Below are 25,415 nucleotides of genomic sequence, written 5' to 3' on the forward strand. Positions count from 1 at the left end.
AAGGTGAAGCGTGAGCGATCTGTTAAGTCAGGACGAAATTGATGCCCTGCTGCACGGTGTCGATGATGTCGAAGAGGAAGAACTAGGGGCGGCCGGGGATCCCGGTATCGCCCAGTTTGACTTCTCCTCCCAGGACCGCATCGTCCGTGGCCGCATGCCGACCCTGGAGCTGGTGAACGAGCGATTCGCCCGTCACATGCGCATCAGCCTGTTCAACATGATGCGGCGCACTGCCGAGGTCTCCATCAACGGCGTGCAGATGCTCAAGTTCGGCGAGTACGTGCACACCCTGTTCGTGCCGACCAGCCTGAACATGGTGCGCTTCCGCCCACTCAAGGGGACGGCGCTCATCACCATGGAGGCGCGCCTCGTCTTCATCCTGGTGGAGAACTTCTTCGGCGGTGACGGCCGCTACCACGCCAAGATCGAAGGGCGCGAGTTTACCCCCACCGAGCGGCGCATCATCCAGATGTTGCTCAAGCTGGTGTTCGAGGACTACAAGGATGCCTGGGCGCCGGTGATGGATGTGGGCTTCGAATACCTCGACTCGGAGGTGAACCCGGCCATGGCGAACATCGTCAGTCCCACCGAGGTGATAGTGGTGAGCTCCTTCCACATCGAGCTGGATGGCGGCGGCGGCGACTTCCACGTGGCCATGCCCTACTCCATGCTGGAGCCCATCCGCGAGCTGCTGGATGCCGGGGTGCAGAGCGACAAGGGGGACACCGACGTGCGCTGGAGCAAGGCCCTGCGCGACGAGATCATGGACGTCAAGGTGGAGCTCAAGGCCAAGCTGCTGGAGACGGAGCTGACCCTGCGCGAGCTGATGGAGCTGCAACCGGGCGACATCATCCCGGTGGAGATGCCGGAGAACCTGCTGGTCTTCGTGGAGGACCTGCCCACCTTCCACGCCAAGATGGGGCGTACCAAGGAGAACGTGGCGCTCAAGATAGTGGATAAAATCAAGCGCCCTGACGGAGTCAAGACAGAGATGCATCTGGTGACCCGGGGGGGCGTGCGCATCGATGGCGAGGCCGAGCTGGAAGAGCTCGAACGCAGCATCGCCGATAAACAGCCCTAATAGACCCGTCGCCTGCGACCTGGGTCAAGAAGCAGCATGAGGAAGTGAAGATGAGCGGAACCGATGACGAGCAGGATCTGATGGCTGACGCCTGGGCTGCCGCGCTGGAAGAGCAGGTGACGGCCGAGGCCAAGCCCGCCCCCCTGGAGGAGCTGAGAGACGACGCTCCCATCAGCGCCGAGGAGCGGCGCAAGCTGGACACCATTCTGGATATTCCGGTGACCATCGCCATGGAAGTGGGACGCAGCCAGATCAGCATCCGCAACCTGCTGCAACTGAACCAGGGTTCTGTCGTGGAGCTGGATCGGGTGGCGGGCGAACCCCTGGACGTGCTGGTCAACGGCACCCTGATCGCCCACGGCGAGGTGGTGGTGGTCAATGACAAGTTCGGGATTCGCCTGACCGACGTCATCAGCCAGATAGAGCGCATTAAGAAACTCAAATGATCCGTGCTCTCGCTCTGATACTGTTCGCCGCCCCGGCGCTGGCAGAGGGGGCCAATCCCCCCAGCATCACCTCCTGGCTGCTCTCCAGCCTGATGGTGATCGGCCTCATCCTGGTGCTGGGTTTCCTGCTCAAGAAGAGCAAGCTCACGCAGGTGATGGGGGGGGGCCAGATGAAGGTCATCGCCACCCTGCCGCTTGGGTACAAGGAGAAGCTGATGGTGGTCAAGGTGGGCGATCAACAGCTGCTCATCGGGGTGACGCCGCAGCAGGTCAACTTCCTCTATCGCCTGGAAGAGCCCCTGGACGAGCGTCAACCCCAGGCGTTCTCCCAGCAGCTCGGCAAATTGATGGGCAAGCATGAAAAAAGTTAACTGGATCGGGTGCCTGAGCCTGCTGGCCGTGCTGCTGTCGCCCCTGGCGATGGCTCAGGACGGCATGTCGGCGCTGACCGTCAAGACCATGGCGGATGGCAGTCAGGAGTACAGCCTGACCCTGCAGGTGCTGGCGCTGATGACCGCGCTCTCCTTCCTGCCGGCCATTGTCATCATGATGACCTCCTTCACCCGGATCATCGTGGTGCTCGGCATCCTCAGACAGGCCATAGGCCTGCAGCAGAGCCCGTCCAACCAGGTGCTGATCGGCATCGCCCTCTTCATGTCCTTCTTCATCATGTCGCCGGTGCTGGATCGCATCAACGAGGAGGCGCTGCAGCCCTATCTGGCGGAGACCATAGGGCCCAAGGAGGCGCTGGAGAAGGCCGAGTTGCCCATCCACCAGTTCATGCTGGCCCAGACCCGGGTCAAGGATCTCAACACCTTCATGGAGATAGCGAACGTGCAGGTGACCGAGCCAGCGGATGTGCCGCTGCGGGTGCTGATCCCGGCCTTCGTCACCAGCGAGCTCAAGACCGCGTTCCAGATAGGCTTCATGCTGTTTCTGCCCTTCCTGGTCATCGATCTGGTGGTGGCGAGCATACTGATGGCCATGGGGATGATGATGCTGTCGCCCATGCTGGTTTCCCTGCCGTTCAAGCTGATGCTGTTTGTCATGGTGGATGGCTGGAACCTGATCCTGGGGTCGCTCGCGACCAGCTTCGGGCTGGGGGCGGGGTGATGAGGTTGTCCTCCAATCCTGGTCTCCCTGTCGTTCAAGCTGATGCTGTTCGTCATGGTGGATGGCTGGAACCTGATCCTGGGCTCCCTGGCCACCAGCTTCGGGCTGGGGGCGGGGTAAGCCGGTCAATGGAAAGGAGCCGATAAGATGAGTCCGGAAACCTTTGTCGACGTATTCCGTGAAGCGCTCTGGCTGGTGACCATCATGGTGTGCGCCGTGATCCTGCCGAGCCTGATGGTGGGGCTGGTGGTCGCCATCTTTCAGGCCGCCACTTCCATCAACGAACAGACCCTGAGCTTCTTGCCCCGTCTCGTCGTCACACTGCTGGCCCTGGGGGCTGGTGCCCACTGGGGATTGCAGAGCCTGATGGACTTCTTCCAGCTGATGGTGAGCCAGATCCCCGAGGTGGTCGGCTGATGCCTATGTCGGCATTAGCGACCGTCAGGCTGCCGATGACGACCCGTCCCATGGCTCCCGGAGTGGCGGCATGAGCTATACCACTGCGGTGATCATGGAGTGGCTGGCGTCCGTGCTCTGGCCGCTTGCCCGGGTGAGCAGCCTGCTGATGGTGATGGCGGTGTTCGGCAGCCGGCTTGCTCCTGCCAACGTTCGCATGGGACTGGCGCTCGCCATCACCTTCATCATCGCCCCCCTGCTGCCCCCCATGCCCAAGGTGGAGCTGTTCTCCGTCGGCAGCTTCCTGGTGCTGGGGCAGCAGCTGCTCATCGGCATAGCGCTCGGCCTCATGACCCAGTTTCTGCTGGAAAGCTTCGTGATGGCGGGCCAGATCATCGCCATGCAGACCAGTCTGGGCTTCGCCACCCTGGTGGATCCCATGAACGGCCAGTCTGCCCCCGTGGTGGGCCAGTTCTACCTGATGCTGGCGACCCTGGTGTTCCTGGCGGTGGATGGGCACCTCCTGATGATCAGGATGGTGGTGCTGAGCTTCGAGACCCTGCCGGTCTCGGACAGCGGGCTCAGCCTGCCCGCCATCCGCAGCTTGGTGAGCTTCCTCGGGGTCATGTACCAGGCCTCCCTGGTGATGGCGCTGTCGGCCATCATAGCCTTGCTGCTCATCAACTTCGCGTTCGGGGTCATGACCCGGGCGGCCCCCCAGCTCAACATCTTCAGCATCGGCTTTGCGGTCAGCATGATGTCGGGCCTCTTCATCCTCTGGCTCACCATAGGGGGCTTCATGGGGCACTTCGACGCCCTCTGGGAGCGGGTGCAGGAGACCAGCTGCGAGCTTATCCAGGTCCAGTGCCTAGGGGGGCAGCAAAATGGTTGAGACCGATCGGGTCAACGGCACCGAACAACCAGGCCATGCTATCGGCTGGCTGATCGACAACGGCCAGTCAGTCGGGGGACTGCATCTCATTGATACCGATCAGGTCAACGGCACCGAACAACCAAGCCATGCTATTGGCTGGCTGATCGACAGCGGCCAGTCAGTCGGAGGTCAGCGTGGCTGATACCGATCAGGAACGCACAGAACAACCCACGGGCAAACGACTGCAACAGGCCCGGGAAAAAGGGCAGATTGCACGCTCCAAAGAGCTGGGGACCGCCAGCGTCCTGCTGGCGACCGTGTTCGGCTTGCTGATGATCAAGGAGAGTCTGGCCGGTGCCATGGTCAAGGTGCTCACCATGGGCTTTACCCTGGACCGGGATCAGGCCTTCGACCCCAACGCCATGGGGGTCATGCTGCCCACCCTGCTGTGGGAGCTGCTGCAACCTCTCGGCCTGCTGTTCCTGCTGGTGACCATCGCCGCCTTCGTGGGCAACACCCTGCTGGGGGGGATGAACTTCTCCTCCGAGGCCATGCTGCCCAAATGGAGCAAGCTGAGCCCTTTGAATGGTTTGAAGAGGATGTTCGGGGTGCAATCCCTAGTGGAGCTCGTCAAGTCCATCGCCAAGGTGGTGTTCATTAGCCTGTTCGCCTGGTGGATGCTGTCGAGCCAGTTCAATCATTTGCTCAATCTCTCCCTCGAGGGCTTCCCCGGCGGCATCATCGATGCGCTGGACCTGCTGCTGTGGATGCTGATCATCCTCTGCTGCGCCCTGATCCCCATCGTTGCCATAGACGTGCCGTTCCAGACCTGGAACCACAATCGCCAGCTCAAGATGACCAAGCAGGAGATCAAGGACGAGTTCAAGGACAGCGAGGGCAAGCCCGAGGTCAAGGGACGGATACGCCAGTTGCAGATGCAGATGGCGATGCGCCGGATGATGGGGGATGTGCCCAAGGCGGACGTCATCATCACCAACCCGACCCACTACTCGGTGGCCCTGAAGTACGACGCGGGCAAGCCCGGAGCCGCCCCCAAGGTACTGGCCAAGGGGGTTGACGAGGTGGCGATGAAGATCCGGGAGATAGCGCGGGAATACGACATCCCCGTGATGTCCTCGCCGCCGCTGACCCGGGCCATCTACCACGCCACCGAGATTGGTCAGGAGATCCCCGAGGGGCTGTTTGCCGCCGTAGCCCAGGTGCTGGCCTACGTCTATCAGCTCAAGAAGTTCCGCCGTGGCCGTGGCCGCCGTCCGACTCCGGTCGCCAGGGATCTGCCCATTCCGCCGGAATATCGCAAGTAGTTTGGTGTTCAGCTGAGGGTGGCTGGTCACCCATGATCGCCAGGGATCTGTCCACTGTGCCACCGGACTATCGCAACTAACCTCGCTCCCGCCCTGTTTGCCACGGTTCTGCTCATTCCAGCGGGATTTGCTGGCAACACCTCGCTCCCCATCAAGTTACCCGAACAAGTCCTCCGACGGACTTCTGACAGCATCAAAATAAAATTTATATAAATCAACTGGTTGGGTAATTGGCTTGATATTTGCTTTAATTCGCCATCGGCAGTTGTAAATCGAGAAGAACGATGGGATTCAAGGCTGGAGTGAGCCGTTTCAAAGAGTACAGATGGTTGCTCAGCAAGGGGATCGGGACCCCGTTGCTGGTGCTCGCCTCCCTCGGCATGGTGGTACTCCCCATACCGCCGCTGATGCTGGATATCCTGTTCTCCTTCAACATCGCCCTCTCCATCGTGGTGCTGCTGGTGGCCGTCTATACCCGTCGGCCGCTGGAGTTTGCCGCTTTCCCCACCGTCCTGCTGATAGCGACCCTTTTGCGGCTCGCGCTCAACGTCGCCTCCACCCGGGTGGTGCTGCTGGAAGGCCACAACGGCAGCGCGGCGGCGGGCCATGTGATCGAGGCCTTCGGCAACGTGGTCATCGGCGGCAACTATGCGGTGGGCATCATCGTCTTCATGATCCTGGTGATCATCAACTTCGTGGTGGTCACCAAGGGTGCGGGCCGGATCTCCGAGGTGAGCGCCCGCTTCACTCTGGACGCCATGCCCGGCAAGCAGATGGCCATCGATGCGGACCTGAACGCCGGCCTCATCAACCAGGAAGAGGCCAAGAAGCGCCGTCAGGATGTGACCCAGGAAGCCGACTTCTACGGCTCCATGGACGGTGCCTCCAAATTCGTGAAGGGGGATGCCATCGCCGGCATCATGATCCTCTTCATCAACATCATCGGTGGCTTCATCATCGGCATGATGCAGCACCAGCTCAGCTTCGGTGAAGCGGCCCAGATCTACACCCTGCTCGCCATCGGTGACGGCCTGGTGGCCCAGATCCCGTCCCTGCTGCTCTCCATTGCCGCGGCCATCATAGTCACCCGTCAAAATACCGATCAGGACATGGGCACGGCGGTACTCGGCCAGCTGTTCGAGAACCCCAAGGCGCTGGTGATCTCCGCTGGCATCCTGCTGATGATGGGCAGCGTGCCCGGCATGCCGCACCTGGCTTTCCTGAGCCTGGGAGCGGTGGCGGCGGCCGGAGCCTGGTGGTTGCTGCGTCGGGAGAAACTGAACAAGGCCAGGGTTGCGAGCGGTGAACTCCTGCCGGCTCAGGGCGATGGCCCGATCGAGCCGAAGGACCTGAGCTGGGACGACGTGATGCCGGTGGACATCATCGGTCTGGAAGTGGGCTATCAGCTCATCCCGCTGGTGGACAAGAACCAGGGGGGAGAGCTGCTCAACCGGATCAAGGGGGTGCGCAAGAAGCTCTCCCAGGAGTTCGGCTTCCTGGTGCCTGCGGTGCACATCCGCGACAACCTGGATCTCGCCCCCAACCAGTACCGCATCACCCTGATGGGGGTGAGCACCGGCGAGGCCACCGTCTATCACGACAAGGAGATGGCCATCAACCCGGGCCAGGTGTTTGGCCAGATCCAGGGCATCGCGACCCAGGATCCCGCGTTCGGGCTGGAGGCGGTCTGGGTCGCCAAGGATCAGGTCTCCCAGGCCCAGACCCTTGGCTATACCGTGGTGGACGCAGCCACCGTAGTGGCCACCCACCTGAGCCAGATCCTCTCCAACCATGCCGCCTTGCTGCTGGGTCACGACGAGGTGCAGCAACTGCTGGACATGATAGGGAAGCATCAGAGCAAGCTGGTGGAAGGGTTGGTTCCCGAGGTGATCAGCATGGGCAACCTGGTGAAGGTATTGCAAAATCTCCTCAATGAAGGCGTGCCAATTCGCGATATGCGCACTATCCTGCAGACCCTCGTGGAATATGCACCACGCAGTCCGGACCCGGAAGTGCTGACCGCCGCCTGCCGTATCGCCCTGCGCAGGCTGATCGTGCAGGAGATTGCCGGCCCAGAGCCCGAGCTGCCGGTGATCACCCTTTCACCAGAACTGGAACGCATATTGCATCAATCCCTGCAAGCAGGTGGGGGAGATGGCGCCGGTATCGAACCGGGACTGGCGGAGCGGATGCAGCGCTCCCTGGTGGAAGCCACTCAACGACAAGAACTGGAAGGCCAGCCGGCCGTGCTTCTGACATCGGGGATATTGCGCAATACCCTGGCGAAATTTGTCAAGAATGCCATTCCTGGATTACGCGTCCTGTCTTATCAGGAAGTGCCTGATGACAAGCAGATCCGCATCGTCAGTGCGGTGGGACAGGGCTAGTTAGCGGAGATGACGGGTGAAGATTAAGCGGTTTTTTGCCAAAGACATGCGCACGGCGCTGGCCGAGGTCAAGGAGACTCTCGGGCCGGATGCCGTCATCATGTCCAACAAAAAGGTCACCGGTGGGGTGGAGATAGTCGCGGCCGTCGATTATCAGTCCCAGGTGCCTGGACCTAAAGATGCGCCGGTTCGCCGTCAGTTGAACGATGAGAGCGTCAATATCTCGTCTGCGGGCAAGCAGATGACGCGCTCGGCTCCCCCCAAGGAGCAGAACGAATACTATGCCGATACCCTGGCGGCTCTGCTGGCACGCCAGCAGAAGCTCAACCCGGCCAACCCGGCTGGCGGCAATGCCGCCCCGGGGTCATGGTCTGCCAATGGGACGGGCAACGGTAGTCCTGCCGCTGCCTCCTGGCCCGCCAATGGCGGTGCCGGCACCCAGTCCGCTGGACTGGCTGCGGCCTCCAGCGCACCCAGAACCCTAGCCGAACAGGGCCAGTGGGGCGCAGCCCCCGAACCCGCCAAGCCGAAGGCGCGCCCGGCCCCCGGCCCCCGTGCTGCCCAGTCCGCGCCTCGGGATCAGGAGATGGAGGGGATGCGCAAGGAGATGGCCAGCATCCGCAAGCTGCTCGAGCACCAGATCTCTGGTCTGATGTGGCAGGAGGTGGAGCGCCGCGAGCCGATGCGGGCGCTGCTCATCAAGGAACTCAAGAAGATGGGGTTCGACGATGCCTTCGCCGATCAGCTTGCCGGGCTTATCCCGGAAGACATGCCCATCCATCAGGCCATGGCCCAGCTGGCCGAGGTACTGACGGCCCAGCTCAAGATCAGCGAAGACGACATCTTGCGCCAGGGCGGTGCCGTGGCCCTGCTCGGCCCGACCGGGGTGGGCAAGACCACCACCATCGCCAAGCTGGCGGCTCGCTTTGCCATGAAGTATGGCGCCGAGCAGGTGGCTCTCATCACCACGGACAACTACCGGATCGGGGCCCACGAACAACTGCAGACCTATGGTCGCATCATGGGTTGCCCGGTGCGTCAGGTGCGTGATGCCGAGGAGCTCGCCAATGCGCTCTATCAGTTCCGCAACCGCCGGCTGGTGCTCATCGATACCGCCGGGGTAGGGCAGCGGGATATCCGTCTGACCGAGCAGCTCGACACCCTGGTCAAGAATGCCAAGGTGCGCATTCGCAGCTACCTGGTGATGTCGGCCACCTCCCAGCGCCGGGTGATGCAGGAGGCGGTGGATCACTTCAGGCGCATTCCGCTCTCCGGGTGCATCCTGACCAAGCTTGACGAGAGCCTGAATCTGGGTGAAGTGATTAACGTATGCATTCAGAACGCCCTGCCCATCAGCTACATCACCGATGGACAGCGGGTGCCGGAAGATATTCAAGTTGCCAATGCGGCGCTGCTGGTTGGCGCGGCCATGGGCTCGCTGGAGCGGGAAACAGAAGACCCTTACTTCTGGGGTTCAGGCTTTGGCGAGGCCGAAGATTCGGAGTTTTATGAGTAACATGTATATGGATCAGGCGAGTGGTCTGCGCAAAATGCGTCAAAACAATCGAGTGAAAGTGATCGCCGTGTCTGGAGGCAAGGGGGGCGTTGGCAAAACCAACGTGACCCTGAACGTGGCGGGAGCCATGGCCGCCCAGGGCAAGCGGGTGTTGGTGCTGGATGCCGACCTTGGTCTGGCCAACGTCGACGTCATGCTGGGGCTGCGGGTGCACCGCAACCTCTCCCATGTGCTGGCGGGGGAGTGCACCATAGACGACATCATCGTCGAGGGGCCCTACGGCATGATGATAGTGCCGGCCACCTCGGGCACCCAGTCCATGGTCGAGCTGTCGCCGGTGCAACATGCCGAGCTCATCCGCGCCTTCAGCGAGATGAAGACCCAGGTGGATGTGCTGCTGGTGGACACGGCGGCGGGGATCTCCGACATGGTGTTGAGCTTCACCCGTGCGGCCCAGGACATCATGGTGGTGGTGTGCGACGAGCCCACCTCCATCACGGATGCCTATGCCCTCATCAAGATCCTCTCCAAGGATCACGGGGTGTTCCGCTTCAAGGTGGTGGCCAACATGGTGCGCTCCCTGCGCGAGGGACAGGAGCTCTTCGCCAAGCTGACCCGGGTCACCGACCGCTTCCTGGACACCTCCCTCGAGCTGGTGGCCTGCGTGCCTTACGACACCAACCTGCGGGCCGCGGTGCGCAAGCAGAAGTTGATCGTCGAGGCGTTCCCCAAGTCGCCCGCCTCCCTGGCATTCCGTGCCCTGGCGAACAAGGCGGCGAGCTGGCCCATCCCAAACCAGCCGGGGGGACACCTCGAATTTTTCCTGGAAAATTTATTGCAAAAGCCGGTCATAGCACAGGAAGACTCCCGTGAATAAAGCCCAAGCATACTTGCGTCATCAGGATTCCTACGTGCTGGTGGAGCGTCACGCTCCCCTGGTCAAGCGGATTGCCCAGCATTTATTGGCTCGCCTGCCAAGCAGTGTCTTGCTGGATGACCTGATCCAGGCAGGTATGATTGGGCTGCTCGAAGCCTCCCGCAACTTTGACGGCAGCAAGGGCGCCAGCTTTGAAACCTATGCCGGCATCCGCATCCGCGGCGCCATGCTCGACGAGATCCGCCGCGGGGACTGGGTGCCCCGCTCGGTGCATCGCAACAGCCGTGCCATCGCCGAGGCGATCGAGAACGTGGAGCAGGCCCATGGCCGGGATGCCAGAGACACCGAGGTGGCCGCCAACATGGGGGTCTCCCTGGGTGAATACCATGCCATGCTGCAGGATGTCTCCTGCGGCAAGATCATCGGCATCGAGGATCTCGGGGTCAGCGAGGATGTGATAGGGCATCCCGATGACGCTAGCGGTCACGGCGGCTTCGACGATCTGGCGGCCGAGCGCTTCCAGGGCGCCCTGGCCGAACACATCGCCCGCCTGCCCGAACGGGAAGCCCTGGTGCTGTCACTGTATTACGACGAAGAGCTGAACTTGCGTGAAATCGGGGAAGTCCTGAGCGTCAGCGAGTCTCGGGTGAGCCAGATCCACAGCCAGGCCATGCACAGGCTGCGGGCCCGTCTGAGAGATTGGAATTTATAAGTGGTTGTACTGGCTACACTGGAACGCAACTCTAAGGCATAATCCGCACCATAAAACCTGCGATCTGCATCATGTAAGTGAGCCGTTTTGGCGGCTATTTAGGAGGGAATTTTGGACAAGAACATGAAAATCCTCATCGTCGACGATTTTTCAACGATGCGCCGGATTATCAAGAACTTGCTGCGTGACCTGGGATATAACAATACCCATGAAGCAGACGATGGCAACACGGCCCTGCCGATGTTGAAAAACGGCGATTATCAATTCGTGGTCACCGACTGGAACATGCCCGGCATGCAGGGCATAGACCTGCTCAAGGCGATCCGTCTCGATGACAAGCTCAAGCACCTGCCGGTACTGATGGTGACTGCGGAAGCCAAGCGCGAGCAGATCATCGAAGCCGCCCAGGCCGGGGTCAATGGCTATATCGTCAAGCCGTTCACTGCCGCCACCCTCAAAGAGAAGCTCGACAAGATCTTTGAACGAATCGGCTAAGGAGCGGCAGGGATGAAGGCCAAAACGAGTGCCATGATCTCGCTTGAACAGGCAAGGATGCTGGTTGCCCACCTGGAGCGAGAAGAGTTTGAACAGGCCGATACCATCCTCGCCGATGTGTGCGCCCCCAATGCGGCGGCCCTGTTTGACAAGGTGGGGCAGCTGACCCGTCAGTTACACAACTCACTGCAAGATTTTCGCCTGGATCCCAGGATCCCCGACCTGGCCACCCACGAGATCCCGGATGCCCGGGAGCGTCTCAGCTATGTCATCGACATGACGGACAAGGCGGCCAATCGCACCATGGATGCGGTAGAGGCCAGCCTTCCCATCGCCGATCGACTCAATGACAACATTCAGCTGGTGATGCCCAATTGGAATGCCTTGATGAGCCGGGATCTTGAACTGGGCCAGTTCAAGGCACTCTGCCATCAACTGAATGATTTTATTAAGGCTTCGGAGACGGATGCCGATAAGTTACGACAACTGCTGACTGAAATCCTGATGGCTCAGGATTTCCAGGACTTGACCGGTCAGATGATCCGCAAGGTGATCAAGCTGGTGCAGGAAGTTGAAACAAAGTTGATAGAGATGCTGACCATGTTTGGTGAGGCCGTCATCGAGAATTCGGCGCGCAGCCTGCCAGCGAGCGGCATCGAGGCAGAAGGCCCCATCATGAACCCGCAGACAAGGTCCGATGTGGTCAATGGTCAAGATGATGTGGACGATCTGCTGTCTAGCCTGGGATTCTAATGGAGTGACGCATGGCCTTCGAAGTTGATGAAGACATACTGCAAGACTTTTTGGTCGAAGCATCAGAAATATTGGAACAGTTGTCTGAACAACTGGTCGACTTGGAAAAGCGGCCCGATGACAAGAATCTGTTGAATGCCATCTTTCGCGGCTTCCATACCGTCAAGGGGGGAGCGGGTTTCCTCTCCCTGACCGAGCTGGTGGACGTCTGCCACGGTGCCGAGAACCTGTTCGACATGCTGCGCAACGGCAAGCGAACCCTCAGTGCCGAGCTGATGGATGTCATTTTGCAGGCCCTTGATGCCATCAACGTCATGTTTGCCCAGGTGCAGAACCGGGAGCCGACCAGCCCGGCCTCTGCCGATCTGCTGCATGATCTGCACGAGTTGTGCAAACCGGAAGGGCAGGAGCAACTGCGTACCGCCAGCGTTGCCGCCCCGCAGCAGCCAGAACCCGAGCCCGAACCCGTCATCGTCGCCGAGAGTGCGCCTGTTGCCGTCAACGGTGGCGGCTCCATCGACGAGATCTCTGCCGACGAATTCGAGCGCCTGCTGGATGAACTGCACGGTGCCGGCAAGGCGCCGACGGTGTCTGCCGCCCCCGTGTTGAGCGGCTCGGGCGACATCACGGACGACGAGTTCGAGGCCTTGCTCGATCAGCTGCACGGCCAGGGTCAGCACGGCGGTGCCCCTGATCTTTCCCCGCTGCAATCAGTACAAAAAGAGGTGGACGAGCTCATCGACGACGACGAGTTCGAACGCCTGCTGGATGAATTGCATGGCCGTGGCCAGGCGCCCCAACACAGCATGGCGGCGGCTGCACCGGCTCCCGAGCCCAAGGCACCCGCCGCGCCTGTGACCCCGCCCAAGGCGCCGGTCGCTGCCAGCGCCGCCCCCGCCCCCGCCAAACTCGCCCCTGCGCCGGCCAAACCGGCCCCGGCACCCGCCCCTGCCAAGCAGGCGGCCCCCGAGAGCAGTGCGGTGCAAAACGACACCACTGTGCGGGTGGATACCAAGACCCTGGACGTCATCATGAACATGGTGGGGGAACTGGTGCTGGTGCGAAACCGCCTGGTGAGCCTCGGCATCGCCAGCAATGACGAAGAGATGTCCAAGGCGGTGGCCAACCTGGATGTGGTGACCGCTGATCTGCAGGGCGCGGTCATGAAGACCCGCATGCAACCTATCAAGAAAGTCTTCGGCCGCTTCCCCCGCGTCGTGCGCGATCTCGCCCGCACCCTCAAGAAAGATATCGAGCTGGTGATGGTGGGTGAAGAGACGGATCTCGACAAGAACCTAGTAGAGGCCCTTGCCGATCCCCTGGTTCACCTGGTGCGCAACTCCTGCGACCACGGGGTCGAGATGCCGGACGTGCGGGAAAAGGCGGGCAAGCCCCGTCAGGGCACCATCACCCTGAGCGCCTCCCAGCAGGGTGACCATATTCTGCTCTGCATCGAGGATGACGGCGCCGGCATGGATCCGGAGAAGCTCAAAGCCATCGCCATCAGCCGTGGCGTGCTCGATGCCGACAGCGCGGCGCGCATGAGCGACAACGACGCTTACAACCTGATCTTCGCCCCCGGCTTCTCCACCAAGTCCGAGATCTCCGACATCTCCGGTCGTGGCGTCGGCATGGATGTGGTGAAGACCAGCATCGTCAGCCTCAATGGCTCGGTGCACATAGATTCGACCTGGGGCAAGGGCACCCGCCTCGAGATCAAGGTCCCCCTGACCCTGGCCATACTGCCGACCCTGATGGTGGAAGTGGGTGAACAGACCTTTGCCCTGCCGCTGGGCTGCGTGAACGAAATCTTCCACCTGGATCTGAAGAAGGCCAACGTGGTGGACGGCCAGCTCACCATCATAGTGCGCGACAAGGCGATCCCGCTGTTCTACCTGCACAAGTGGCTGGTCCGTGGTGCCGGCAAGACGGCCCGTCAGGACACAGGCCATGTGGTCATCGTCCAGATCGGCACCCAGCAGGTGGGCTTCGTGGTGGACAACCTCATCGGTCAGGAAGAGGTGGTGATCAAGCCTCTGGACAATCTGCTGCAAGGGACCCCCGGCATGGCCGGCGCCACCATCACCAGCGATGGCGGCATCGCCCTCATCCTGGACGTGCCCAGCCTGCTCAAGGCTTATGCCCGCCGCCACTGAGCGGCTGGCTCAAGGAGTTAAAAGAATAACAATGGCAGTCAAGGTATTAGTGGTCGACGATTCGAGTTTCTTCCGTCGCCGGGTCAGCGAGATCATCAATCAGGACCCCCTGATGACGGTGATCGACACGGCCCAGAACGGCCGGGAAGCGGTAGACAAGGCGCTGCAGTTGCGGCCTGACGTCATCACCATGGACATCGAAATGCCGGTGCTAGACGGCATCAGCGCCGTGCGCGAGATCATGGCCAAGTGTCCGACCCCCATATTGATGTTCTCCTCGCTGACCCATGAGGGGGCCAAGGCGACCCTGGATGCACTGGATGCCGGCGCCCTCGATTTTCTGCCCAAGAAGTTCGAAGACATCGCCCGTGACAAGGATGAGGCGGTCAAGTTGCTGCAACAGCGCGTCAGGGAGATTGCCCGCAAGCGCTTCCTGATGGCAGCCGCCAGACCCCGGGCGCCGGAGCCCGCGGTGCGTCCCGCCTTCGGTGCTGCCCTGGCACGTCCTCTTGAGCGCCAGCCCGAACCGGTTCGCGCCGCCGCGGCTCCCGCCAGCTTCAAGCGCAGCGGCAAAAGCTATCAGTTGGTGGCCATCGGCACCTCCACCGGCGGTCCGGTGGCGCTGCAGAACGTGCTGACCAAGCTGCCGGGAGATTTCCCCCATCCGATTTTGTTAATCCAGCATATGCCGGCCACCTTCACCGCGGCCTTCGCCGCCCGTCTCAACGGCCTGTGCCAGATCGGGGTCAAGGAGGCAGAGGACGGTGACGTGCTCAAGCCGGGTCACGCCTATCTTGCCCCCGGTGGCAAGCAGATGCTGTTGGAAGGGCGCGGGCCCGGTACTCGCCTTCGCATCATCGAGGGCAACGACAAGGTCAACTACAAGCCCTGTGTCGACATCACCTTCGCCTCGGCCGCCAAGATCTACGGCGACAAGGTGCTCGCCATCGTGTTGACCGGCATGGGAGCCGATGGCCGGGACGGGGCGCGTCTGCTCAAGGATCAGGGCGCCACCATCTGGGCGCAGGATGAAGCCTCCTGCGTGGTCTACGGTATGCCCCAGGCGGTTGCCAAGGCGGGCATCGCCAGCGAATCCCTGCCGCTGGACAGGGTAGCCCAGCGCATCCTGGTCGAGTTGGGTCGCTGACCATGGGCATGTTCGGCCTGGTGCTGGCGCTGGCTGCCGTGGCCGTCGCCCAGTGGTGGCACGGTGGCAGCCTGCTGACCCTGCTGGATGGCCCGGCCTTCGTCATCGTGGTCGGGGGCACTTGGGGTGCCGTCATCCTGCAGACGCCCCGCAAGTACATGCTTGCCGCGCTCGCCCAAGCGCGCTGGATGCTGTTTCCGCCACAGCGGGATCTGGTGCAGCAGGCCGAGCGCCTGCAGGCCTGGGCCCAGTTTGCGCGCCAGCAGGGGTTGCTGGCGCTGGAGAACCAGGCCGAAGAGGAGAGCGATCTCTTCACTCGTCAGGGCCTCACCATGATAGTGGACGGGGTCTCCATCGAGGATATCCGCCGCCTGCTGGAGGCGGACATCGACATCGAACAGGAGCGCAACGAGCACGCCGCCAGGGTGTTCGAGGCCATGGGGGGTTACAGCCCGACAATCGGCATTATAGGGGCCGTGATAGGCCTCATCCAGGCCATGTTTCACCTGGAAGAGCCGGGCACCCTGGGCGCCGGCATCGCCATCGCCTTCGTCGCGACCATCTACGGGGTGGGCTTTGCCAACCTCCTCTATCTGCCGATAGCGAATCGCCTGCGGGCATTCCACTACCACCACGGTCTCTATCAGGAGATGACGCTGGAAGGGTTGCTGGCCATCGCCCACGGGGAGAATGGCCAGCAGGTTGAACGGCGGCTACGGGCGTATCTGAAAGGGGAATAGCCATGCGCAAGCGCTATCGTTTGCACCTGCAAGGGCGAGAACATCTCGATCGCTGGCTGGTCTCCTATGCCGATTACATGACGCTCATCTTCGCCCTCTTCGTGGTGCTCTACTCCGTAGCCATCGTCAACAAGGAGCAGTACCGCGCCGTCATCGAGGGCATGACCCAGGCATTCAACCAGGTACCGCGTAGCGACGGCTTGCTGGAGGGGCAGGGCAACTCCCTGCTCAACAACCCGGTGTCGGCCGCGCCTTCCCTGCTGGAGAGCCAGGCCTCCCCGTCGCCTTCGCTCGCTCCTATCACGGGTACCCCGATCCAGCAAGATGGCACGGCCCTTGCGACGATCGATCTGCAGTTGCAGGAGGCCATGGGCGCCCTGGTGGAGGCCGGCGTGGTCAAGCTGGCGAAGGATGACAACTGGCTGACAGTGGAGCTGAGTTCCGGCCTGCTGTTTCGCAGCGGCAGCGCCTTTCTGGGGAGCAATGCGGCCCCGGTGCTCGATACGCTTTCAGGTATTCTGAAACCGGTCGATAACTATGTCAGGGTGCGGGGTTACACGGATAACCAGCCGATCAACAACGAAATGTTTCGCTCCAACTGGACCCTGTCTGCCGCCCGTGCCGAAGCGGTGCTCGGCGCCCTGGTGGTCAAGGGCATCGCCCCCGAGCGGCTCGCCTATGAGGCCTATGGGGAGTTCTCCCCCTTCGCTGACAACGGCAGCGAGCAGGGGCGGCTACAGAATCGCAAGGTCGTGGTCGCCATCTCCAGATTCGCCTGGGTGCCGGCATCCCCCGCCAAACCCCTGACGGCGACGTCGGCATCGGCCGCGCCACAGAGCGTCGACAGCGAGAACGTCAGAGTGGTGACGCTGCCCGATGGTGGCATACGCATAACAACAAGGCAGGATTGATACAGTGATTGTTTGGACGGTTGCCAATCAGAAGGGTGGAGTCGGTAAAACCACCACGGTCGTCTCCCTGGCGGGCATTCTGGCCCAGCGTGGCCAGCGGGTACTGCTGATCGACACCGATCCCCATGCCTCCCTGACCTCCTATTTCGATTTTGACTCGGACCGGCTGGAGGGCACCCTCTATGAGCTGTTCCAGGCGGCCAAGCCCAGTGCCGAGCTGGTCAACCGGATGACCCTGAAGACCAAGTTCGAGAACATCCACCTGCTGCCTGCCTCCATCACCCTGGCGACCCTGGACAGGGTCATGGGCAACCGGGAAGGCATGGGGCTGGTGCTCAAGCGTGCCCTGCTCAGGGTGCAGGATCAGTATGACTATGTGCTCATCGACTGCCCGCCGGTGCTGGGGGTGATGATGGTCAACGCGCTGGCGGCCTGCGATCGCATCCTGGTGCCGGTGCAGACCGAGTTTTTGGCCTTGAAGGGGCTGGAGCGGATGATGAAGACCTTCGAGATCATGCAGCGATCCAAGCGGGACAAGTTCCGCTATACCGTGATCCCGACCATGTTCGACAAGCGTACCCGGGCGTCGCTGATGACGCTGCAATCCATCAAGGAGCAGTATGGGGAGGCGGTGTGGAATGCGGTCATTCCCATCGACACCAAATTCCGGGATGCCAGCCTGCTGCACATCCCCCCGTCCATCTATGCACCGGGCAGCCGTGGCACCTATGCCTACGAGACCCTGCTCAACCATCTCGATGCGCTGGAGCGTCAACGGACCCAGGAGGTGAAGCCATGAGAGAGACCACCCAGGTTCGGGCCATGGATGACTATTTCCACTCCCTGCTGCTCGATGACGCCCTGCTGCGGGAAGGGCCGGACGACGAGCCGCCGGCCCCTGTGCTGCAGTTGCAGCCTCAGCCTGCCCCCTTGCCCGAGGTGGTTGCGGCGCCCTATCTCGAAACCGACAACCGACTGGCGCAACTGAGCGAACTGCTCGCCCAGGTGAGCCAGGTGCAGGATGAGATGGATGTCCTGAGCCATGAGGAGGTGCATGTCGAGCCCTTCCAGCTCGAGGTCGAGGCAGAGCCCGAGCCAGTCGAGGTGGCCCTGGTGACGCCCGAAGTGATCCCGGTGATCGCCGAGCCCGTCGCCCTGGCACTGGCCGAACCCGCGCTGGCGGCGGAACCTCAGCCTGCCCCTGCGGCCTGGGAAAACCTGGATACCGGCAACGAGTTTCAGGCGCTCTTCTTCGACGTGGCCGGAGTGACCTTCGCGGTACCCCTGACCGAGCTCGGCGGCATTCACCAGCTGGGGGAGGTGACCTCCCTGTTCGGCCAGCCGGGCTGGTACAAGGGGATCATGACCTCCCGGGAGCAGAAGATGAACGTGGTCGACACGGCCCAGTGGGTCATGCCGGGCCAGCATCTGGAGATAGACGAGTACAAATATCTGATTATGCTGGGGGAATCACCCTGGGGACTGGCCTGTCATCAGTTGAAGGGCACCGAACTGCTGCATCGGGATCAGGTGAAGTGGCGCCATCAGGAGGGGAAACGCCCCTGGCTGGCGGGCATGGTCAAGGAGAAGATGTGTGCCCTGCTGCACGTCAGGGAGCTCTTGGTGCTCCTTGGCCGAGGCGTGAACATTGAAGGCCGCTGACAACATCGGCACCGCCATGGTTTTATTGCTAATTTTACCCGTTGACGGGTTCATACAAGGATCAAGAAGATGACAGAGAAGCGCAATATTGCACAGAATCTGGCCGAGGACGAAGTGCTGCAGTGGGTGACCTTCCAGTTGGAAAACGAGACCTATGGCATCAACGTGATGCAGGTCCAGGAGGTGTTGCGCTACACCGAGATCGCCCCGGTACCGGGTGCGCCAGACTATGTGCTGGGCATCATCAACCTGCGTGGCAACGTGGTGACCGTCATCGACACCCGCTCCCGCTTCGGCCTGCCGGCCGGGGATGTGAGCGAGAATTCGCGCATCGTCATCATAGAGGCGGAGAAGCAGGTGATCGGCATCATGGTGGACAGCGTGGCCGAGGTGGTCTATCTGCGCTCCTCCGAGATCGACGCTGCCCCGGCAGTGGGCACCGAGGAGAGCGCCAAGTTCATCCAGGGTGTGAGCAACCGCGACGGTCAGCTGCTGATCCTGGTGGATCTCAACAAGCTGCTCTCCGACGAAGAGTGGGACGATATCGGCTCCCTGTAACGGCGCGTCAAAAAGTGATACAACAGCGGTCCCGGATTTGCCCGCGGCACCTTGACGCCGAGCGGGACCCTGTGATGAGGAAGGTGACAGTTTGATGATTGAATTCGCAGCCTTGGGGTTGTCCTTGTTGGCGCTGGTGCTGGCCCTCTACGGTATTCTGGGTCACCGCCGCCGTCAGCGAGAGTCCGAGGCCAGGATGGAGACGCTGCAGGGGCAACTCGAGAGTCTGCGCAAGCAGATGATGGAGCTGCATACCGGTGCCATCGGCATGGGTCAGCGCCTGCAATCCGCCGAAGGGGCCATGCAGAAGATCCAGGATAGCCAGCAGGAGTTGACCCTGCAGGATCCGGAGCGTCGCCTCTACAGCCGCGCCGCCAAGATGGTGGAGCTCGGGGCCGGCCTCGACGAGGTGATGAGCGAATGCGAGTTGCCCCAGGCCGAAGCCGAGTTGCTGATCTCCCTGCGCAAGGGTCGTACCTGACCCCTGCTTCAGATCGAGAGGGGAGGCACTGGCCGCCCCGCTCTTCCCTGCCACCCCTTCCTCTGCCCGTGCCTGGTCACTCCAGTTTCCCCCTGCCACATCTTCTTCTGCCGGTGCGCGATCTCCCCCACAAATCCTGTTGATTATTGGCATCTTTGAAAAGACGCCTCCGGATCCTGTGTTAAGATGCAGGCCGCCTCATTTTCAACGATTACATCCCCATGCTGCTTCAAGCCAACAATCTGAGCTGCGTGCGTGAAGATCGCACCCTGTTTGAACATCTCTCCTTCGCGGTGCGCTCGGGCGATCTGATGCAGATTGAAGGCCCCAACGGAGTGGGCAAGACCAGCCTGCTGCGGCTGCTGACCGGCCTCTCCCAACCCTTCGCGGGGGAGGTGTGCTGGAACGGGGAGAACATCCGCGATTGCCGGGATGAGTACCATGCCAGCCTGCTCTACCTGGGCCATCAGCCCGGCGTCAAGGCGACCCTGACCCCCCTCGAGAACCTCTCCTTCTATCAGAAGCTGCACGGCACGGCCGAGGGCGACGTGGATCTCTGGCAGGTGCTGGCCCAGGTCGGCCTCGCCGGTTTCGAGGATTATCCCGCGGGCCAGCTCTCGGCCGGGCAGCAGCGGCGGGTGGCGCTGGCCAGGCTCTGGCTGTCGGAGCGCCCGGCGCTCTGGATCCTCGACGAGCCCTTCACCGCCATCGACAAGCAGGGGGTCAAGGTGCTGGAGCGGCTGTTCCTGGCTCACGCGGATCGGGGGGGCATGGTGGTGCTCACCACCCACCAGGATCTGACCCTGATGCAGGGACGCCTGAAGACCCTGTCGCTGACCTCGTTGTTGCAGGAGTAGCCATGCTGCGCGCCGTCATACACCTTATTCACCGCGAGTTGCTGATGGCCCTGCGCCAACGCGCCGACATCTTCAACCCGCTCTGGTTCTTCCTCATCGTCATCACCCTCTTTCCCCTCGGCATCGGGCCCGAGCCGCAGCTGCTGGCCCGTATCGCCCCCGGGATCATCTGGGTGGCGGCCCTGCTGGCGGCCATGCTCTCCCTGGAGCGGCTGTTTCGCGATGATTTCAGCGACGGCGCCCTTGAGCAGATGATGCTGATGCCTCATCCGCTGGGGTTGCTGGCGCTGGCGAAAGTGATCGCTCACTGGTTGCTGACCGGCCTGCCGCTGCTGCTGGTCTCCCCGCTGCTCGCCATCCTGCTCTCCCTGGACATCAGAACCTATCTGGCCGTGGTGGCCACCCTGGCGCTCGGCACCCCGGTGCTGAGCCTGCTCGGGGCGGTCGGGGTGGCACTGACGGCGGGGCTGCGCAAGGGGGGCGTGCTGCTCAGCCTGCTGCTGCTGCCGCTCTATATCCCGGTGCTGATCTTCGCCACCTCCGCCATCGATGCGGCGAGCATGGGGTTGCCCTACGGGGGCCAGCTCGCGATCCTGGGGGCCATGCTGGTGGGGGCCCTGACCCTGACGCCCCTGGCCATCTCGGCGGCACTGCGGGTCAGCGTCAATTGATTGATTATCAAAAGAGCTTCTTTTGAGGCTGTTTTGTGAAGAATATAATTGAGATAGATCAAGGGGATGGCTGCTTATTGCTTTCGGGGGATATGATGTTTCCCGCCGGTGGGTATGGTAGCCCTCGCCACTTAAAAATTAATAACTGAAAGGTTCCGTGAGCTATGTGGAAATGGTTGCACCCTTATGCCAAACCCGAGCGCGCCTATGGGCTGGCCGGCACCCTGCTGCCCTGGTTTGTCGTGACAAGCCTGCTTGCCTTCATCATAGGCACGGTATGGGGACTGGCCTTTGCCCCCGCTGATTATCAGCAGGGAGACTCTTTCAGGATCATCTACATCCACGTGCCTGCCGCCATCCTCTCCATGGGGGCCTACTCAACCATGGCAGTGGCGGCTTTCATCGGGCTGGTGTGGCAACTGCGCATGGCGGACATGACGGTGGCGGCCATCGCCCCGGTGGGCGCCGTGTTCACCTTCATCGCTCTCTTCACCGGCGCCGCCTGGGGCAAGCCCATGTGGGGCACCTGGTGGGTGTGGGATGCGCGCCTCACCTCCGAGCTCATCCTGCTGTTTCTCTATCTTGGCGTCATCGCCCTCTACAACGCCTTCAGCGACAAGGTGGTGGCTGGTCGCGCCGCCGGCATCCTGGCGCTGGTGGGGGTGATCAACCTGCCCATCATTCACTACTCGGTGGAGTGGTGGAACACCCTGCACCAGGGCGCCTCCATCACCAAGTTTGACAAGCCCTCCATCTCCCCCGAGATGCTGTGGCCCTTGCTCATCATGATATTGGCGTTTGCGGCCTTCCTCGGGGCCCTGACCCTGATGCGGTTCAGGAATGAACTCCTGATGCGGGAGTGGCATCGTCCCTGGGTCGCCGACATCGCCAGCCAGGAGAAGTAAGCATGCACTTTGCCTCATTCAGCGACTTCATGGCCATGGGCGGTTACGCCTTCTACGTCTGGCTCTCTTTCGGTCTGACCGCGCTCTGCCTGGTCGGCATCGTCATTTCCACCCGGTTGAAAACCCGCAACCTGCTCGGTGAATTGCGCAACAAGCAGGCCCGCGAGGCCCGTCGCAAGGCGGCCCAGCAGATGGAGAACACCCTATGAACCCGAGACGCAAGAAACGCCTCACCATCATTCTGGCCATCAGCCTGGGCCTCGCCAGCGTGATCGGCCTGGTGCTCTATGCCCTCAGCCAGAACATCGATCTCTTCTATACCCCGAGCGAGCTGGTGGAAGGCAAGGGACCGGACAAGATCAAGCCGGAAGAGGGGCAGCGCCTGCGCATCGGCGGCCTGGTGGTGCCGGGCTCGGTGCAGCGCGATCCCCAGAGCCTCAAGGTGGCCTTCAAGCTGGTGGACAACGGCGGCCATCTGGTGACGGTGGAATTCGATGGCATCCTGCCGGACCTGTTCCGTGAGGGGCAGGGCATCGTCGCCCAGGGCACCCTCAAGGATGCGACCACGGTGGCCGCCTTCGAGGTGCTGGCCAAGCACGACGAGAACTACATGCCGCCGGAAGTGGCCGATGCCACCAATGGTATGCACTTCAAGCCCGAATATACCGAGGCACAGTTGCAAGGGGCCAAGCAATGATCCCGGCAGCCTTGATCTTGTGTTCACCTCGTGTCGCCGCCGGATCGGTATGTCTCATCGTGCAATCGAAAGGAAATAGTCAATGATCCCCGAAGTAGGGCAGTTCTCACCGTCTCATGCCTGTGCACCGGTTCTGGTCGCGGCGCAATTGAAAGGAAGCCAGCCATGATCCCTGAACTGGGGCAATTCGCACTGATCCTGGCCTTTGCCACCGCTCTGCTGCTGGGCAGCTACCCGCTGCTCGGGGCCAAGTGGGGGCGCCTCGGCATGATGTCGGCGGCCCGTCCGCTCGCCTACAGCCAGTTTCTGCTGCTGTTGCTCTCCTTCCTTTGCCTCACCTGGGCCTTCGTCGACAACGACTTCACCGTGCAGTACGTGGCTACCAACTCCAACAGCCTGCTGCCGCTGCAGTACCGCATCTCGGCGGTGTGGGGGGCCCACGAGGGTTCCCTGTTGCTCTGGGTGCTGACCCTGGGGGGCTGGACCGCGGCCGTGGCCCTGTTCAGCCGTCGCCTGCCGCTCGATGCGGTGGCGCGGGTGCTGGGGGTGCTCGGCCTCATCTCGGTGGGCTTCACCGCCTTCGTGCTGTTCACTTCTGACCCCTTCACCCGCACCCTGCCGTACTTCCCGGTGGATGGGCGCGACCTCAACCCCCTGCTGCAGGATCCCGGCCTCATCTTCCACCCCCCTATGCTCTACATGGGCTACGTGGGCTTCTCGGTGGCCTTCGCCTTCGCCATTGCCTCCCTGATGACGGGCAGGCTCGATGCCACCTGGGCGCGCTGGTCCCGTCCCTGGACCATGGCGGCCTGGGTCTTCCTGACCCTGGGAATCGTGCTCGGCTCCTGGTGGGCCTATTACGAGCTTGGCTGGGGCGGCTGGTGGTTCTGGGATCCGGTGGAAAACGCCTCCTTCATGCCCTGGCTGGCGGGCACGGCCCTGCTCCATTCCCTGGCGGTGAGCGAGAAGCGCGCCACCTTCAAGGCCTGGACAGTGCTGCTGGCGCTCTCGGCCTTCTCCCTGAGCCTGCTCGGTACCTTCCTGGTGCGCTCCGGCGTGCTGGTGTCGGTCCATGCGTTTGCCTCCGACCCGACCCGCGGCCTTTTCATTCTGGGCTTCCTGCTGGCGGTGATAGGCAGCTCCTTGCTGCTGTTCGCCTTCAAGGGCTCCCAGGTCAAGAGCCACGGCAAACACGAGCTGTGGAGCCGCGAGACCCTGCTGCTTGGTAACAACATCCTGCTGGTGGCGGGCCTGCTCACCGTGCTGCTCGGCACCCTCTTGCCCCTGGTGCACAAGGAGCTGGGGCTCGGCAGCATCTCCATCGGCACCCCCTTCTTCAACCACATCTACAGCTGGCTGATCATCCCGTTCGCCCTGCTGCTGGGGGTGGGGCCGCTGTTCCGCTGGCGCCGTCAGGAGCTCGGCGAGCTCAAGGGCAAGGTGGTGCTGGCCCTGGGGCTGAGCCTGGTCGCCGCCCTGCTGCTGCCGCAGCTCTTTGCCGGGGAGTTCAAGCCCTGGGCCGCGCTCGGCATCGGTCTGGGTAGCTGGATCATCATTACCAGCATTCAGGAGACCTGGGTACGCGCCACCCACAAGCACAGCTTTGCCACCGGGGTGCGCAAGCTCGGCAACAGCCATTGGGCCATGATCCTGGGCCATGTGGGGCTCGCGGTCAGCATCATCGGCATCGCCTGCACCCAGAACTACAGCATCGAGAAGGACTTGCGGATGCAGGCCGGCGACAGGGTGCACTTCGCCGACTACGAATTCGTGTTTGCCGGGACAGCCGAAAAGAACGGCCCCAACTACGACGGCTTCAAGGGGGTGCTGGAGGTGCACAAGAACGGCAAGCAGGTAGCCCTGCTCAAGCCCGAGAAGCGGATGTACAAGGTGAGTCGCATGCCGATGACGGAAGCCGCCATCGACGCCGGCTTCACCCGGGATCTCTATGCAGCGCTTGGCGAGCAGCTCGACAACGGCGCCTGGGCGGTGCGGATCTACTACAAGCCCTTCGTGCGCTGGATCTGGTTCGGCGGCGTCTTCATGGCCATCGGCGGCGTGCTGGCCATGCTGGACAAGCGCTACCGGTTCGGCCGTCGTGACGAGGAGGCCAAGGCATGAGCAAGAAGACCTGGTTGTTTCTGCTGCCCTTCATCATCTTCCTGATGGGCGCCGTGTTCCTGTTCAAGGGGCTCTACTCCGACCCCACCAAGCTGGAATCCGTGATGGTGGACAAGGAGGTGCCCGTGTTCACCCTGCAGGACATCTATGACCTCGACAAGCAGCATGACAGGAGCATCTTCAAGGGGCGTCCCATGCTGCTCAACGTCTGGGCCACCTGGTGTCCGACCTGCTATGGGGAGCACACCTACCTCAAGCAGCTGGCGGGGCAGGGCATTCCCATCGTCGGCATGAACTACAAGGATGAGCGGGACAAGGCCATCAAGTGGCTGGCGGAGCTCGGCAATCCCTATGAGGTCAATCTCTACGATCCGGACGGCATGTTGGGGCTGGATCTCGGGGTTTACGGCGCGCCCGAGACCTTCTTCATCGACAGCCAGGGCATCATCCGCTATCGCCACGTGGGGGACGTCAATCCCGAGATCTGGGCCTCGACCCTCAAACCCATCTTCGATGCCATGAAGTGAGGGCAAC

Annotated in this window: 28 protein-coding genes and 1 pseudogene; all 29 read left to right on the forward strand. The window is 62.1% G+C overall.

All coding sequences use genetic code 11. The features are described 5' to 3' along the window. Positions 1 to 10: 10 nt before the first annotated feature. The 29 genes and pseudogenes from fliM (at position 11) to ACB039_RS18560 (ending at position 25,408) form a co-directional block, all read left to right on the forward strand. On the forward strand, positions 11 to 1,081 hold the full coding sequence (fliM, locus tag ACB039_RS18420) for a flagellar motor switch protein FliM (protein WP_042650084.1): 1,071 nt from the start codon (positions 11 to 13) through the stop codon (positions 1,079 to 1,081). Positions 1,082 to 1,131: 50 nt separating this feature from the next. Next, positions 1,132 to 1,527, forward strand: a complete 396-nt coding sequence (gene fliN / locus ACB039_RS18425; protein WP_042650085.1) for a flagellar motor switch protein FliN — start codon at positions 1,132 to 1,134, stop codon at positions 1,525 to 1,527. Further along, entirely contained in the window at positions 1,524 to 1,898 is a 375-nt protein-coding gene (fliO, locus tag ACB039_RS18430) for a flagellar biosynthetic protein FliO (RefSeq protein ID WP_226172002.1), read from the forward strand. The genes fliN and fliO overlap by 4 nt, the downstream gene beginning before the upstream one ends. Further along, positions 1,885 to 2,760: pseudogene (fliP, locus tag ACB039_RS18435) on the forward strand (flagellar type III secretion system pore protein FliP). Before fliO ends, fliP begins: the two are co-directional and overlap by 14 nt. A 27-nt stretch (positions 2,761 to 2,787) precedes the next feature. Then, positions 2,788 to 3,057, forward strand: coding sequence for a flagellar biosynthesis protein FliQ (gene fliQ, locus ACB039_RS18440; RefSeq protein WP_010673927.1), 270 nt, complete (start codon positions 2,788 to 2,790; stop codon positions 3,055 to 3,057). A 70-nt stretch (positions 3,058 to 3,127) separates the two neighbouring features. Then, positions 3,128 to 3,928 (forward strand): flagellar biosynthetic protein FliR, encoded by an 801-nt coding sequence (gene fliR, locus ACB039_RS18445; RefSeq protein WP_371166180.1) that lies wholly within the window; start codon positions 3,128 to 3,130, stop codon positions 3,926 to 3,928. Further along, positions 3,921 to 4,112 carry a hypothetical protein gene (locus ACB039_RS18450; protein ID WP_371166181.1) on the forward strand — a complete coding sequence of 64 codons (192 nt, stop codon included), beginning with the start codon at positions 3,921 to 3,923 and terminating at the stop codon, positions 4,110 to 4,112. The genes fliR and ACB039_RS18450 overlap by 8 nt, the downstream gene beginning before the upstream one ends. Then, entirely contained in the window at positions 4,105 to 5,235 is a 1,131-nt protein-coding gene (flhB, locus tag ACB039_RS18455) for a flagellar biosynthesis protein FlhB (RefSeq protein WP_182788211.1), read from the forward strand. Before ACB039_RS18450 ends, flhB begins: the two co-directional genes overlap by 8 nt. Before the next feature lie 284 nt (positions 5,236 to 5,519). Continuing rightward, positions 5,520 to 7,622, forward strand: a complete 2,103-nt coding sequence (gene flhA, locus ACB039_RS18460; protein ID WP_268424372.1) for a flagellar biosynthesis protein FlhA — start codon at positions 5,520 to 5,522, stop codon at positions 7,620 to 7,622. Positions 7,623 to 7,638: 16 nt separating this feature from the next. Then, positions 7,639 to 9,138: a flagellar biosynthesis protein FlhF gene (gene flhF, locus ACB039_RS18465; protein WP_171268718.1), complete on the forward strand. Its 1,500-nt coding sequence runs from the start codon at positions 7,639 to 7,641 to the stop codon at positions 9,136 to 9,138. Between the two features lies 1 nt (position 9,139). After that, on the forward strand, positions 9,140 to 10,015 hold the full coding sequence (locus tag ACB039_RS18470) for a MinD/ParA family protein (RefSeq protein ID WP_025326254.1): 876 nt from the start codon (positions 9,140 to 9,142) through the stop codon (positions 10,013 to 10,015). After that, entirely contained in the window at positions 10,008 to 10,727 is a 720-nt protein-coding gene (locus ACB039_RS18475) for an RNA polymerase sigma factor FliA (protein ID WP_025326255.1), read from the forward strand. The genes ACB039_RS18470 and ACB039_RS18475 overlap by 8 nt, the downstream gene beginning before the upstream one ends. A gap of 111 nt (positions 10,728 to 10,838) precedes the next feature. Further along, positions 10,839 to 11,222 (forward strand): chemotaxis response regulator CheY, encoded by a 384-nt coding sequence (cheY, locus tag ACB039_RS18480; RefSeq protein WP_025326256.1) that lies wholly within the window; start codon positions 10,839 to 10,841, stop codon positions 11,220 to 11,222. 12 nt (positions 11,223 to 11,234) lie between these two features. Further along, the gene (locus ACB039_RS18485) at positions 11,235 to 11,975 is read left to right on the forward strand and encodes a protein phosphatase CheZ (RefSeq protein WP_025326257.1); all 741 of its coding nucleotides are present in this window, start codon (positions 11,235 to 11,237) and stop codon (positions 11,973 to 11,975) included. Positions 11,976 to 11,986: 11 nt separating this feature from the next. Then, positions 11,987 to 14,131: a chemotaxis protein CheA gene (locus ACB039_RS18490; protein ID WP_371166182.1), complete on the forward strand. Its 2,145-nt coding sequence runs from the start codon at positions 11,987 to 11,989 to the stop codon at positions 14,129 to 14,131. 31 nt (positions 14,132 to 14,162) lie between these two features. Continuing rightward, the gene (locus tag ACB039_RS18495) at positions 14,163 to 15,278 is read left to right on the forward strand and encodes a chemotaxis response regulator protein-glutamate methylesterase (RefSeq protein WP_317842223.1); all 1,116 of its coding nucleotides are present in this window, start codon (positions 14,163 to 14,165) and stop codon (positions 15,276 to 15,278) included. Between the two features lie 2 nt (positions 15,279 to 15,280). After that, positions 15,281 to 16,018 carry a flagellar motor protein gene (locus ACB039_RS18500; RefSeq protein WP_371166183.1) on the forward strand — a complete coding sequence of 246 codons (738 nt, stop codon included), beginning with the start codon at positions 15,281 to 15,283 and terminating at the stop codon, positions 16,016 to 16,018. Positions 16,019 to 16,020: 2 nt separating this feature from the next. Next, positions 16,021 to 16,929: a flagellar motor protein MotB gene (locus ACB039_RS18505; RefSeq protein WP_371166184.1), complete on the forward strand. Its 909-nt coding sequence runs from the start codon at positions 16,021 to 16,023 to the stop codon at positions 16,927 to 16,929. Positions 16,930 to 16,933: 4 nt separating this feature from the next. Further along, the gene (locus tag ACB039_RS18510) at positions 16,934 to 17,728 is read left to right on the forward strand and encodes a ParA family protein (protein ID WP_042648458.1); all 795 of its coding nucleotides are present in this window, start codon (positions 16,934 to 16,936) and stop codon (positions 17,726 to 17,728) included. Further along, on the forward strand, positions 17,725 to 18,591 hold the full coding sequence (locus ACB039_RS18515; protein WP_371166185.1) for a chemotaxis protein CheW: 867 nt from the start codon (positions 17,725 to 17,727) through the stop codon (positions 18,589 to 18,591). Before ACB039_RS18510 ends, ACB039_RS18515 begins: the two co-directional genes overlap by 4 nt. 69 nt (positions 18,592 to 18,660) lie before the next feature. Continuing rightward, positions 18,661 to 19,149, forward strand: a complete 489-nt coding sequence (locus ACB039_RS18520) for a chemotaxis protein CheW (protein WP_005333026.1) — start codon at positions 18,661 to 18,663, stop codon at positions 19,147 to 19,149. 94 nt (positions 19,150 to 19,243) lie between these two features. After that, positions 19,244 to 19,630, forward strand: a complete 387-nt coding sequence (locus ACB039_RS18525; protein ID WP_371166186.1) for a DUF2802 domain-containing protein — start codon at positions 19,244 to 19,246, stop codon at positions 19,628 to 19,630. 221 nt (positions 19,631 to 19,851) lie between these two features. Further along, complete coding sequence (ccmA, locus tag ACB039_RS18530; protein ID WP_371166187.1) at positions 19,852 to 20,487, forward strand: cytochrome c biogenesis heme-transporting ATPase CcmA; 636 nt, start codon at positions 19,852 to 19,854, stop codon at positions 20,485 to 20,487. A 2-nt stretch (positions 20,488 to 20,489) separates the two neighbouring features. Further along, entirely contained in the window at positions 20,490 to 21,158 is a 669-nt protein-coding gene (gene ccmB, locus ACB039_RS18535; RefSeq protein WP_005333030.1) for a heme exporter protein CcmB, read from the forward strand. Positions 21,159 to 21,322: 164 nt separating this feature from the next. Continuing rightward, on the forward strand, positions 21,323 to 22,063 hold the full coding sequence (locus tag ACB039_RS18540) for a heme ABC transporter permease (protein WP_005333032.1): 741 nt from the start codon (positions 21,323 to 21,325) through the stop codon (positions 22,061 to 22,063). A 2-nt stretch (positions 22,064 to 22,065) separates the two neighbouring features. Further along, entirely contained in the window at positions 22,066 to 22,272 is a 207-nt protein-coding gene (ccmD, locus tag ACB039_RS18545; protein ID WP_025326268.1) for a heme exporter protein CcmD, read from the forward strand. Further along, a complete protein-coding gene (gene ccmE / locus ACB039_RS18550; protein WP_171268727.1) occupies positions 22,269 to 22,760 on the forward strand; it encodes a cytochrome c maturation protein CcmE in 492 nt (163 codons plus the stop codon). The genes ccmD and ccmE overlap by 4 nt, the downstream gene beginning before the upstream one ends. A 165-nt stretch (positions 22,761 to 22,925) precedes the next feature. Continuing rightward, positions 22,926 to 24,881 (forward strand): heme lyase CcmF/NrfE family subunit, encoded by a 1,956-nt coding sequence (locus ACB039_RS18555; RefSeq protein ID WP_371166188.1) that lies wholly within the window; start codon positions 22,926 to 22,928, stop codon positions 24,879 to 24,881. Continuing rightward, positions 24,878 to 25,408: a DsbE family thiol:disulfide interchange protein gene (locus ACB039_RS18560; protein ID WP_005333040.1), complete on the forward strand. Its 531-nt coding sequence runs from the start codon at positions 24,878 to 24,880 to the stop codon at positions 25,406 to 25,408. The genes ACB039_RS18555 and ACB039_RS18560 overlap by 4 nt, the downstream gene beginning before the upstream one ends. Positions 25,409 to 25,415: the final 7 nt, after the last annotated feature.

This window comes from Aeromonas sp. S2(2024) (assembly GCF_041402505.1).
GTDB classification, from domain to species: domain Bacteria; phylum Pseudomonadota; class Gammaproteobacteria; order Enterobacterales; family Aeromonadaceae; genus Aeromonas; species Aeromonas media.